The 11,885-nt window shown below is 73.8% G+C and carries 9 protein-coding genes; 3 read left to right on the forward strand and 6 right to left on the reverse strand.

Features of this window, described 5'->3' with window-relative positions; translation table 11 throughout:
- Nucleotides 1-24 precede the first annotated feature (24 nt).
- From J2X26_RS09050 to J2X26_RS09060, 3 genes are all read right to left on the reverse strand, one after another.
- Nucleotides 25-1,191, reverse strand: a complete 1,167-nt coding sequence (locus tag J2X26_RS09050) for a sugar ABC transporter substrate-binding protein (RefSeq protein ID WP_307491591.1) — start codon at nt 1,189-1,191, stop codon at nt 25-27.
- A 205-nt stretch (nt 1,192-1,396) separates the two neighbouring features.
- Nucleotides 1,397-2,449 carry a LacI family DNA-binding transcriptional regulator gene (locus J2X26_RS09055; protein WP_307491593.1) on the reverse strand — a complete coding sequence of 351 codons (1,053 nt, stop codon included), beginning with the start codon at nt 2,447-2,449 and terminating at the stop codon, nt 1,397-1,399.
- A 120-nt stretch (nt 2,450-2,569) separates the two neighbouring features.
- Nucleotides 2,570-3,199 (reverse strand): 4'-phosphopantetheinyl transferase family protein, encoded by a 630-nt coding sequence (locus J2X26_RS09060; protein WP_307491595.1) that lies wholly within the window; start codon nt 3,197-3,199, stop codon nt 2,570-2,572.
- Between the two features lie 106 nt (nt 3,200-3,305).
- Here J2X26_RS09060 and J2X26_RS09065 point away from each other — a divergent pair, with 106 nt between their 5' ends.
- Nucleotides 3,306-3,734: a transferase gene (locus J2X26_RS09065; RefSeq protein ID WP_307491597.1), complete on the forward strand. Its 429-nt coding sequence runs from the start codon at nt 3,306-3,308 to the stop codon at nt 3,732-3,734.
- Here the strand turns inward: J2X26_RS09065 and J2X26_RS09070 are convergent.
- Nucleotides 3,711-6,572 (reverse strand): BTAD domain-containing putative transcriptional regulator, encoded by a 2,862-nt coding sequence (locus tag J2X26_RS09070; protein WP_307491599.1) that lies wholly within the window; start codon nt 6,570-6,572, stop codon nt 3,711-3,713. The two genes, J2X26_RS09065 and J2X26_RS09070, sit on opposite strands and share 24 nt — an antisense overlap.
- Before the next feature lie 145 nt (nt 6,573-6,717).
- Here J2X26_RS09070 and J2X26_RS09075 point away from each other — a divergent pair, with 145 nt between their 5' ends.
- The gene (locus tag J2X26_RS09075) at nt 6,718-7,818 is read left to right on the forward strand and encodes a class I SAM-dependent methyltransferase (protein ID WP_307491601.1); all 1,101 of its coding nucleotides are present in this window, start codon (nt 6,718-6,720) and stop codon (nt 7,816-7,818) included.
- A gap of 119 nt (nt 7,819-7,937) precedes the next feature.
- Entirely contained in the window at nt 7,938-8,795 is an 858-nt protein-coding gene (locus tag J2X26_RS09080; RefSeq protein ID WP_307491602.1) for a hypothetical protein, read from the forward strand.
- A 9-nt stretch (nt 8,796-8,804) separates the two neighbouring features.
- Here J2X26_RS09080 and J2X26_RS09085 read toward each other — a convergent pair whose 3' ends face one another.
- Complete coding sequence (locus tag J2X26_RS09085; protein WP_307491604.1) at nt 8,805-10,907, reverse strand: hypothetical protein; 2,103 nt, start codon at nt 10,905-10,907, stop codon at nt 8,805-8,807.
- Nucleotides 10,908-11,118: 211 nt separating this feature from the next.
- On the reverse strand, nt 11,119-11,835 hold the full coding sequence (locus J2X26_RS09090; protein WP_307491606.1) for a TetR/AcrR family transcriptional regulator: 717 nt from the start codon (nt 11,833-11,835) through the stop codon (nt 11,119-11,121).
- Nucleotides 11,836-11,885: the final 50 nt, after the last annotated feature.

Consider the following 11,885-nt stretch of genomic DNA (forward strand, 5'->3'; position numbering starts at 1 on the left):
GCTGCCCCCGCCGGTCAGGACGGCTCAGAAGCCGTAGCCGTCGTTGGACTTGATGTTGGTGTCGATCTCCTGGACCGCCCCGTCGAGGGTCGACTGCACGTCGGCGCCGCTCATGATGTCCTTGGCCGCCTTCTCGAAGGTGCTCGAGATGACGGGGTACGCCGGGGTGGCGGGACGGGCGAGCGCGTAGGCCTGGGAGAGCTCGACGAACGGGCGCAGCGGGTCGCCCTCACCGAAGTTGGCGGAGAGCTCCTCGGCAGCCGCGGTCGCGGGGATGACCACCTGCTTGTCGCTGAACTCGGCGATGTACTTGTCCTGGAAGCTGAACTCCAGGTACTCGCGCGCACCCTCGGCCGCGTCGCACGTCGAGGAGATGCCCCACTGCCACGACCCGCCACCGATCTTCGGGCCGTCGCCGAAGTCCGGCGGAGGGAGGATCAGCAGGTCGTCGCCGGCGGCCTCGAGGGAGTCCATGGCGTTCCAGACGCCGGTGTAGCTCAGCGCGACCACGTCGTCGTTGAACTCCTGGTTGCCGATCGTGCCGGAGTTGCTGGCCCAGCCGTTGGCGAAGGCATCCTGGAACCACGTGAAGAACGTGACCGCCTCGGGACCGTTGAGCGCGCCGTCGGCGGTGAGCATGGTGTCGCGGTCGATGAGGTCGCCGCCCGCGCTCTGCAGCATCGGGGAGTAGGCGTACGACCACCACTCGCCCTTGTCCTCGGCGCCGATGTCCAGGGGCGTGTCGTAGCCGGCGGCCTTCAGCGTGGTCAGCGCCGCGTCGAACTCGTCGATCGTCCACGGGTCGTCGATGGTGGGGATGCGGATGCCGTTGGCGTCGAGCACCGACTTGCGGGCGAAGATCGAGAGCGCCGCGTCCCAGTACCCGGCCGCGTAGATCTCGTCCTGGTACGTCCCGACGGCCGTCGGGAGCAGGTTGTCCGTGATGCTCGTGGGCAGGCCGAGCGGCTGGATGTACTCCGCCCACGCCCAGTTGGGGACGATCGGGCCGTCCATGTCGAGCAGGCACGGCAGGTCGCCGGCGGCCGCCGCCGCGACGATCGCGTCGTTGTAGGCGCCCTGGGGGAAGGACTCCTCGACCACCGTGTACTGGTCCTGCGACGCGTTGAACTCATCGATGATCTTGCTGTAGACCTCCAGCTCGGCCGGGTTGCCCGCCGAGTGCGTCCACATGGTGAGCTCCTGGGGTCCGTCACCGGACCCGCCGTCTCCCTGACCTGCCTGTCCGCAGGCGGAGAGTGCCAGGGCTGACGCCGCCGACACCGATACGATCGTGACAAGGGACCTGCGCTTCATCGGGGGTTCCTTTCCTGGTGCCCGACCGGCATGTCGGGTCACCGCTCCACGGCCACCGACGGTGGCCGCTGGGGATTGCGTGTCAGGTCCGTCGCCGGCTGTCGCTCGCAGCTGTGGCCGGCGGCGGACCCACCGAGTCCCGATCGACGATCGGGCAGGGCATGAGGTGTGGGGCGCCGGGGTCGTCTGGCGTCCTGATGCCGAGGGCGACCTCCATCGCCCACCGGCCCATCTCGTAGTGCGGCAGCGCGACGGTGGTCAGCGGGGGGTCGAGCTCCGCGGCGACGAGCTGCTGGTCGTCGTACCCGACGATCGAGAGGTCCTGGGGGATCCGCAGGCCGCGACGGTGGGCCGCGACGTACGCCCCGGCGGCCATGCGGTCGTTGAAGCAGAACAACGCCGTGGGCCGACGGTCCTCCGGCAGGTCGAGCAGCCGGTCCGTGGCCGCGCGTCCGCCGGCGGACGAGGTGTCGCCACGGACGTGCAGCGCCGGGTCCGGGTCGATGCCGGCCTCGGAGAGCACCTCGAGGTATCCCCGGTGCCGCAGGTCGGAGGCGACGGGCGGGTGCGGCTCGTCCACGTCCAGGTAGGCGATCCGGCGGTGCCCCGCGGCGACGAGCGCGCGCACCGCCGAGACCCCGCCGGCGCGGTCGTCGGGCACGACAGCGGGGAAGCCACCACCCGCCGGGCGGCAGTCGAGGAACACGGTGCCGCGGGGGAGCGAGGCCGGGGCGTCGACCACCCGGTGCCACATGCAGGCGTAGATCATGGCGTCGACCTGCTGGTCGGCCAGGGCGCGGATCGCCTCGCGCTCCACCGTCTCGTCCGCATCGGTGTCGACGAGGAAGACGAGGTGGCCGTGCTCGCGGGCGACGTCCTGGGCGCCCGCCAGCATGCGGCCCGCGAAGGGGGTGGTCGCGATCCGGTCGGAGATCAGGCCGATCGTGTGGCTGCGCTGCGTCCGCAGGCCCCGCGCCACGGAGTTGGGCGTGTATCCCACCTCGGTGGCCGCCTGCCGGACCCGGTCGCGCGTCGCGTCGGAGATCCGGGCGGTGCGGTTGTTGAGCACCAGCGAGACGGTGGCGGTGGAGACACCCGCCGCAGCGGCGACGTCGGAGATCCGCACCCGCGCCATGTCACACCTCACTCCCTCGTGAGAACTGCTAAATCGATTAACCGCCTACGCAGAGCATGCACCCGATCAGGTGAGGCGTCAAGGGGGTCGTCCAGGAGCCGCGCAGCTGCACCCAGCTGCTCAGGCCCGAGCCAGTGCGATCGCCGTGACCACCAGGCCGTCGCCGACCGCCCACCGGCCGTGCAGCACGTCGGTCCTGAGCCCGGTCCGGCCGATCCGTGCCGTGAACGTGCCGTCACCGAGGCGGACGTCGACGTCCTCGAAACCGAGCCACGACCGCGTCACGGGGTACCAGACCTTGTAGACCGACTCCTTGGCCGAGAACAGCACCCGGTCCAGGCAGAGCGCCGGGTCCGTGCGGGCGAGCGCCGAGCGTTCGTCGTCACTCATCACCAGCGACGCGACCTCGGGCGGCAGCGGGGCGCGCACCTCGGCGTCGATCCCGATCCCCGCCCAGGTGTCGGCGCGCCCGACCGCAGCCGCGCGGTACCCGTCGACGTGCGTCATGCTCCCGACGATGCCCGGGGGCCACACCGGCGCTCGGTCGGGTCCGGCAGGGACGGCGGCGTCCGCCAGGCCGAGCCGACGCAGGGCGGTGCGGGCGCACTCGCGGACGGCGGCGTACTCGGCGCGGCGGGCGGGCATCGCGTCCACGACCGCGGCCTCCTCGGACGGGTGCAGGGGAGCCGGCACCGGGGGACCGGCGTGCTCGGCCGCCTCGACGCCCGCCGGCAGCACCCGTTCGATCATGCCGCGCAGTCTGTCAAAGCGTGTTCGCCGCGGGCTGAGCGGTCCAGGGAAACGTCCGGGGACGCAACGCCGTTATGTCAGGCAGGAACATCGACGGAGGAGAGGCATGTCGCGGCGGATCAAGGGCCTGGTGGAGTTCGAGGACGACAACGGTGCGGTGGTGCGCTACCTGCGGCACCCGCACGGAGGCGGGCTGGTCTCGCCGGCCGCGCACGCGCACGAGGGCGCGTGGCTGGCCGAGACCTCCTACGTCGAGGCGGGTGCGGTGGTCCACGACGGTGCACGGGTCGGACCGGGCAGCTGGGTCGACGTCGACGTCGTGGTCGGGGCGCGTGCGGTCGTCGGGAGCAACGTCCACCTCGGAGCCGGGACGCGGGTGGGCTCCGGTGCACGCGTGGGCACCGGAGCGCGCGTCGGCGAGCGGGTCTCGATCGAGCCGCGTGCGACGGTGACGGCCGACCAGGTCGTCCCGGACGGCGCGACGGTCGGCGGGTCCGGCACAGGGCGCCGCTCAGGGTACGGACGGGCCGCCTAGCTCTGACCGCAGTGCGTCGACGGCCACCTCGACGACCTCGGCGGCGGTCATCGTCCGAACCCGGGTGCTGAGCGCGGCGGTCTCGTCGGGGCCGAGCCGGCCGAGGATGTCGTCCGCTCGCTGCGCAGCGTCCCCGACGAGCGCGGACGCCGCGTCGGCCGACCCTGCGGCCAGGAGCAGGAGGCCGGCGACCCGCGACGCTCCGTGCGCGTCCAGCAGCGCTGCCGCGTCGCGCGCCGTCGTCCAGAGCTGGGTCAGGTTCCCGGCCGCCGACCAGTAGCGCAGCAGCCCGACGTAGTCCTCGGCCGCTGCGCGCACGTCCCCCAGGGCCGCTCGAGCGGCGGCCAGCCCGACCGCGGCGACGCCCTCGATGAACCCGGCACCACAGCTCCGAGCGACGTCGACCGCCGCGGCGTAGCTCCCGACCGCGGCACCGGGATCGCTCGCGGCGGTGAGCTCGCCGGCGACGTACTGGAGCCAGGCGCGGTGCGACGGGCTCGGCCCGAGGGCCAGCGCACGGGTGGCGTCGCCCAGCAGCGCGTCCGCGCCGGACGCGTCGCCGGCGTAGGCCAGGGCCAGGGCGCCGGACGCGAGATACGGTGACGGCAGCGGCGACCGGGCAGCGGCGGCGGCCCAGTGCTGGGCAGCCCGGTGGTGGTCTCCGCGAAAGAGGGCGACGGCCGCGGACGCGCTCCAGGCGCTCACCACACCGGGCGTGTCGCCCGCCGCCTCGATCGCGTCGCGGGCCAGCCGCGCGGCGCTGACCAGGTCGCCGAGCAGCCAGGACGCCTCGGCGGCCGACGCGCGGACCGCGTTCTCCCGCGGGTTGCCACGCAGCAGCGGATCGTTCTCGAGCTCGACCGCCCACGCCCAGAGCTCGGTCTGGTCGCGCCAGGTGGCGGCGTCGTCGAGGGCGAGCGTGAGGTCGATCCGCAGCTCCACGTCACCGCGCCCACGCGACAGGTCGCGGGCCACGCGCAGGTTGGCGAGCTCGGCGCGGAGGCGGTGGTCCGCCGCAGCCTCCGCCTCGCCACGGACGGCCGTGCTGATCTCGGCGGCGGTCTGCGACGCCCAGCGCAGGAACCTGGTCTCGGCCTCCGTGCGCTCGCCGCGCGCGTCGAGATCGTCCAGCAGGAACGTCCGGATGGTCTCCAGCAGCCGATAGCGGGGCTGCTCCTCCTGGGCTGCGTCGACCAGCGAGTGGTCGACGAGCCGGGCCAGCACGGTGAGCGGGTCGGACGCCGGCGCCGCCTCGGTGGACAGCCGCTCGAAGGTCTCCAGGTCGACGCCCGCGGGGAACGGCGCCAGGCTGCGCAGCACGGCGCGGTCCGCCGGGTCCAGGAGGCGGTACGACCAGTCGATGGTCGCGCGCAGCGTCTCGTGCCGGGCGTCGGAGGTGGGTCGCCGGGCCGAGAGTGCGTCCAGGGCCCGCCCGAGCCGCTCGTGCAGCGCGGAGAGCGGCACGGCTCCCAGCTGACCGGCCGCGAGCTCGATCGCCAGCGGGAGGCCGTCGAGGCGGCGCACGACGTCGAAGAGCACGGCCGAGTCGCCGGGCGTGGGCGTGAAGTCCCGTCCGCGCAGCCGGGCGTGCTCGACGAAGGCCTGCACGCTGGGCTGGTGCCCCAGTCGGGCCAGGTCCCCGTCGCGGGGCAGGGGCAGCGGCTGCAGCCGGACCACGAACTCGCCCGGCACGTGGAGCGTCACGCGGGACGTCGTCAGCAGCCGCACCGTCGGCGCCACCTCGTGCAGCGCGACGGCGAGGTCCCGCACCGCGTCCACCACGTGCTCACAGTTGTCGAGCACCAGCAGCGCGGCGCGACCGGTCAGCATCCTGGCGACCGTCTCCGGTGCCGCGTCCCCGACGAGCCGCAGCCCCAGCGCGGCGGCGACCGCCTCGGGCACCCGGTCCCCGTCCGTGACGGTCGCGAGCCGCACCGCGACGCTCTCGGCGCCGGTGCGCTCGCTGTGCTCGGCCGCCGCCTGCAGCGTGAGCCGCGTCTTGCCGACGCCTCCCGGGCCCGTGACCGTGAGCACCGGCTGGGTGTCCAGGAGCCGCAGCAGCTCCGCCAGGTCCTGGTCGCGGCCGACCAACGGCCCTGCCGGCGTGCGGACCGTGGACGTCGTGCGCACCCGGCTGGGCGCCAGGGAACCGGCAGCCACGAGGCGTTCCCAGGTGCCGAGGGCCGGCGACGGGTCCAGGCCCGTCTCCTCGGCGAGCCGTCGCCGGTACGCCGCGGCCGTGTGCATCGCCTCCGCGGTCCGGCCCTCCACGGCGTACGACCGCATGAGCAGGATGACCGTGCGCTCCCGCATCGGGCTGGCCGCGGCGGCGGAGGCGGCATCGGCGGACCGGCTCGCCCCAGCGGCGATCGCGGCCTCGAGCGCGTCGTCGCCCAGGCGCAGGCGGAGCTCGTCGAGCGCGACCTTCTCGACCGCCAGGCCCGGGCAGTCGACGAACTCGTCGAGCGCGTCGCCGCGCCAGAGCTGCAGGGCGTCGGAGGCGGCACCGTCGGCGAGCCGCCGGGCGTCGGCCACGTCGAGCCCACCGTCGGGGAGCTCGAGCACGTAGCCGCCATCGACGTGGCGCAGCCGGTCCGCGTACGGACCGAGGTGGCGTCGCAGCCGGGACACGTGGCTCTGCACTGCCTGCGTCGCGTCCCGCGGCGGGTCGTCGGGCCACAGCTCGTCGACGATCGCGGTGCGGCTGACCTCCCGGCCCTGGGCCATCGCCAGCACCGCGAGGACGGTCCGGCGCCGGCTGCCGGGGACGTCGACCGGGACACCGTCGACGAGGAGGCGCAGGGGGCCGAGGAGCTCGACACGCAGTCCGCTCGCCACCTGGTCTCCTCCCGTCCCGGTCCCGGTGGCCACTGTGCCGGACGGTCTCGATCTGAGCCAGCACCGTGCCAGCGCTGTGCCAGCGGCCCCGGCCATCGTCGTCTACGAGGCGGCACGGAGCCGTCGGACGACGAGAGGACACCCCATGACCATCGACCAGCAGACCGAGAACGACCAGGTGCTCGCGGGCGCGGAGCTCGACCTGGACCGAGTCCTGGCGTTCGCCGGGCAGGTCGCCGACAACCACGCGATCGCGAGCAACGGCGTCCTGACCTACCTGGGCGACCGGCTCGGCCTCTGGCGGACCCTGGCGTCCGTCGGACCCGTGACCAGCGCCGAGCTCGCCGAACGCTCCGGGCTCGCGGAGCGGTACGTGCGGGAGTGGATCTCGGCCCAGGCCGCCGCCGGTTACGTGACGTACGACGCGGCCACGCAGAGGTTCACGCTGCCCGCCGAGCACGCCGCTGTCCTCGCGGACGACGACAGCCCGGCGGCCCTCGTCGGGGCCTTCGAGATCACCGCGGCGGTGTGGGCGAGCGTGGACCGGCTCGCCCACGCCTACACGACCGGCGAGGGCGTCGGCTGGCACGAGCACGACGACCGCCTGTTCAGCGGGGTCGAGCGGTTCTTCCGGCCGCTCTACGCCGGGTCTCTCGTGAACACGTGGATCCCGGCCGTCGACGGCCTGACCGACCGGCTGACCGCCGGTGCGCGGGTGCTCGACGTCGGCTGCGGCCTCGGCTCCGCGACCCTGCTGATGGCCGAGGCGTTCCCGGCGTCGACGTTCCTCGGGGTGGACAACCACGGGGAGTCGATCCGTCGGGCGACGGCCGCGGCACAGCGGGCGGGGGCGACCTCCCGTGTCGCGTTCGCGGAGGCCGCCGCGGACGGGTACGCGGGCACGTACGACGTGATCTGCATGTTCGACGCCCTCCACGACATGGGTGACCCGCTCGGCGCGCTGCGGCACGCCCGCGCCGCGCTGTCGGACGAGGGCGTGCTGCTCGTCGTCGAGCCGGCCGCAGGCGACCGGCTGGAGGACAACCTCCACCCGCTCGGTCTGAGCTGGTACGCGGCGAGCGCCACGATGTGCGTGCCGGGCAGCCTCTCGCAGTCCGGGGGAGCCGCCCTGGGCGCCCAGGCGGGCGGTGCGCGTCTGCTCGAGCTGTTCGCGGAGGCGGGCTTCGGCACCGCTCGGGTCGCGGCGACGACCCAGTTCAACCTGGTGATCGAGGCGCGTCGCTGACCAGCACGTACCGGGGCCGTCGTCCGCACGGGCGGCGGCCCCGGTGTGCCTTGACACCCTCGCGTGCGACGGAGGAACGTCGTGGACGCGATCGGGAGCAGTCTCTGGGGGCGATGGGCATGGCGATTCAGCTCGAGGTGCGCGACGGTGTCCCGGTCTGGTACCTGTCGATGGACATCTGGGTCGTCCCTGGTCCCGACCCGAACGGTCCGCCCGGGATGGCCACCGAGGGTGAGCCGGCGTACGTCTGGGCGCGGGTGACCAACAACGGGAGCACGACCGCCACGGACGCGGTCGTCAACTTCATGTGGGCCAACCCCAACGTCGGCTTCGACCGCACGACGGCGAACCCGATCGGCAACACCACGGTCACGCTGACCGCCGGCCAGTCGAGCGAGGTCCAGTGTCCGAACACGTGGCTGCCGTCGTTCGTCAACGGCGGGCACGTCTGCCTCCTCGTGGAGAGCTACCACGCCCAGGACCCGCTGCCCCCGGGGGCGGCGTTCAACGTGGTCACGGACCGCCACGTCGCCCAGCTGAACCTCAACATCGTGCGTCGGCTCAAGCGCCGCATGTTCGACGGGCTGGTCGAGGTCCACAACCCCGGCGAGGAGGAGATGGCGTTCTGGGTCGCGATCCAGGAAGGCACCCTCGACGAGCTCGACCCGCAGGTGCTCACGAATTTCGGGGTGTCGCTGGAGGGCATCAAGGAGCCTGGACGGGTCGTCAACTACGGGTTCATCGACCGGTTCGGCAAGGCCCGCAGGGGCGGCGAGCTCACGACGGTCTCGCGCGACGCGGAGGTGTACGTCCGTCCCCGCCACGCCTCCGTCGTGCGCATCGCCGCCGAGCTCGAGGGTGACGCCGCGCTCCTGCACGTGACGCAGACCCTCGGCGACCGCCGCACGGTCGTCGGCGGCGCCGCGTACCTGCTCCTGAGCGATCGCGTGGGCGGAGGCAGGAAGCCGGTCGACTGACCGCCAGGACTACGGTGCTGCGCCGCAGTTCAGCCCCGGTGGGTTGGGGCTGACCATGCCGCTGGCGGTGTCCGTCACCGTGAACGCGACGTCGTAGACCCCGTCGAGGAACACGAGCGCCGACAAGGCGTTCTGTGGGAAAGGCACGTCACGGGCGGTCCCGGGCCCGACCGGCGTGAGGTGGATGGTCACGGAGATCGACTGGTTCGGGGGGTCGTCGGCCTGGATCGCGATGTTCCAGTTCGACGACCCGGGCGACGCCTCGCAGTGCGCGCCCGAGAGCACGGGTGCACCGTCGGACGTCACCGCCACGGGGAGCGTCTGCACGAGGTGGCCGTCCGCGGCGAAGAGCGAGACTGTCGCCGCCGAGCCCGTCGTCCCGTTCGGCGAGCGCGCCTGGGCCCCGCCCGCGTACGCGACGGAGACGTGCGCCGTCCCGTCACCGGCGAAGGCGCCGCCCGAGGTGACGGTGAGCCAGTCGACGCCGGTCGTCGCGCTCCACGTCTCGGCGCCCGTGCCGTTGACGACGGTCAGCAGCACGTCGTTGGAGGCACTGAGATCCACGGTGGCGGGAGCCAGCTGGAGGCCGGGTTCGGGCGGCGGGTTCGCGACGAAGGTCGCCGTCACGGTGTTCACCCCGGGCGGGTCGATCGTCGTGCCGCCCGGCCCCAGTGTCAGGGCGCACACCGGCGCCGAGCAGGCGACGTTGCTCCAGCCCGCGAACGTGCTGCCGGGCCCGGCGACGGCTTCCAGGCTGCTCGCGGTGCCCGCCGAGAGCGAGAACGTGCACGCGGGCGGGCAGGCGCCCCCCGCGCTCACCTGCACGGTCCCGGTGCCGTCCCCGGCGAGCACGACCCGCAGCTCGCTCGCCGCCGGGCGCGTCGGCTCGGGGTCCGGCTGGGCCGGCGCGGGTGGTGCGCTCGGGGCCGTCGACGGGCGTGCGTCCGGCGTGGCCGGAGCGGTGGTGACGGGGTCCGACGGCTGCGTGGGCGGCGTCGGCTCGTCGGCCGGGCCGGTCGGCTCGGTGACGGGCGGCTCGGGCTGTTCGGGTGCCTCGAGCCCGAGGGCAGGTTGCTCGGGGTCGTACTTCGAGACGCTGCGGACCGTGCCGTCGAGGTCGAGCACGCCGGCCTTCTCGCTCGCGGTGTCGTTGTAGAAGACGAACCCGTCCTTGGCGGTGAGGTCGAACGCGGTGCCGACGCCGATGAGCGGGTCGGTCGTGACGAGGACGCGGCGGGTGTCCAGGTCGACGACGACGACCTGGCCGGTCGAGAAGTCGGGGACGAACAGCCGCCCGTCGAGCTCGACCGGGGTGCCGAGGTCCGAGCCTGGCGTCGCGATGCTGGACACGACCGTGTCGCACGTCCCGGTGCTGAGGTCGGTCACGCGCAGCACGGCGTCGGTGCCGGAGACCGTGTAGACCTCGTCGCGGTCCGTCCCGCCCGCGAAGCGCACGGCGTCGTCCGTGGGACTGACGTCCACGCACGCCTCGGGTCCCGGCCGGCCCTCGTCGTCGTACTGGACGGCGGTCCCCGCCCCGGGGTCGATGACGACGGGTCGACCGTCGGCGCTGACCAGCCGGCCGGTGCGCGGGTCTGCCGCGGAGCGGGCCGCCAGCTGCACGGCGCCGCCGACGTGGAGGAGGTCGCCGCGGCGGGCCTCGAGCAGCCACAGGTCTCCGCGGTCGTCGACCACCGGTGCGCTCGGGCCGAGGCCTCCGGACAGTGATCGCGCGGGGCCACGCGGCGCGAGGGTCTCCAGGTCCAGCTCGACGACGAGCCCCTGCTCGCTGTCCACGGCGTAGACCGCCGTCGACGAGACCACGACGTCGAGGCCGGCCGTGGCTCCCGCGACCGCGGTCCTCGGACGCCCCGGCTCCCACGTGCCCGACTCGACCCGCAGGACGGAGCCCCTGGTCCGGTTCACGACGTAGCCGGTCGCACCGCTCTGCGCGGCGACGAGGTCGTCGCCGGGGACTGCGACCGCGAGCTGGACCGCGACCTCGCCGGTGGGCCCGTCGACCAGCGCCAGCTGTCCGGGTCCGGAGGAGGCAACCCAGACGCTGCCGGCGACGGAGTCGAGCTCGTGCAGCGGGAATCCCGCGCCGCTCACGGCGAGGACTCCCATCGCGATGGCGCCCGCGCCCGCCGCGACGCCTCTCAGGCGCCCACGCGCTGACACCGGAATCCGGCGTCCCCCCTGCTGCCCCCACACACGATCACCGCTCTTGCCTCCGGGCGGGTGCCGAGCGTCTGATCACGCGTGCTCGACCCCTCCGTCGCTCTCCAGGGTCGCAGCGGCTGTGGGGGTTCACCACGGTTTACTAGCGATTTCGCCCGCTCCGGGAGCCGCCCTCGGCGCCCAGAAGACCCTCCAGGACGCGCGTCAGCAGCCGCTCGGTCTGGTCCTCGTCGGCGTCCACCGGGGGTGCCGACAGGGCGCCGGCGAGGTGCGGGTGCGCGCCGTCGCGGAGGAGCTGCGAGAGGTGCGCGGCGGCCGCGAGCTGACGGCGCCGGTCGACCGGAGCGGTGCCGCGCTGCTCGATCTCGGTGCGGGCCAGGAGCCGGACGACGGCGCTGAACACGCCGATGGCCTCGAGCTTGCGGTGCCCGTCGACAGCGAGGTCCTGCAGGGCTCCGAGCGCGTGCTCGAGGTACTCGACGGCGTTCGGCCCGAGGTCGCCCGTGGCGGCGGTGGTGTCGGTGAGCCAGGGGTGGCGCAGGTACACGTCGCGGCTCTGCCGGCCGAGCGCGAGGAGGTCCGCGATCCAGTCGGCGTGGTGGAGGACGGTGTAGTCGATCTCCCCGTTGACCTGGTCGATCATGAGCGCGACGAGCTCGTCGCGGGACTCGACGTAGCGGTAGAGCGACGCGGATCCGCCCCCGAGGGCCTCGGCCACCGAGCGCATGGTCACGGCGCCGAGACCGTCGGTGTCGGCGAGCCGCACCGCGGCCGCCGCGATGCCGTCGCGGGTGTGCTCCGGAGCCCGGCCCCGGCTGCCGCGCGCGGGACGCAGCCAGATGCTCGTGTGCGTCTCCATGCCGCCACCCTCTCATCCGTGGGCTAGAATAGCGAACGTTGATCGCAATT

The sequence above is a fragment of the Cellulomonas humilata genome (genome assembly GCF_030814415.1).
GTDB classification, from domain to species: domain Bacteria; phylum Actinomycetota; class Actinomycetes; order Actinomycetales; family Cellulomonadaceae; genus Cellulomonas; species Cellulomonas humilata_A.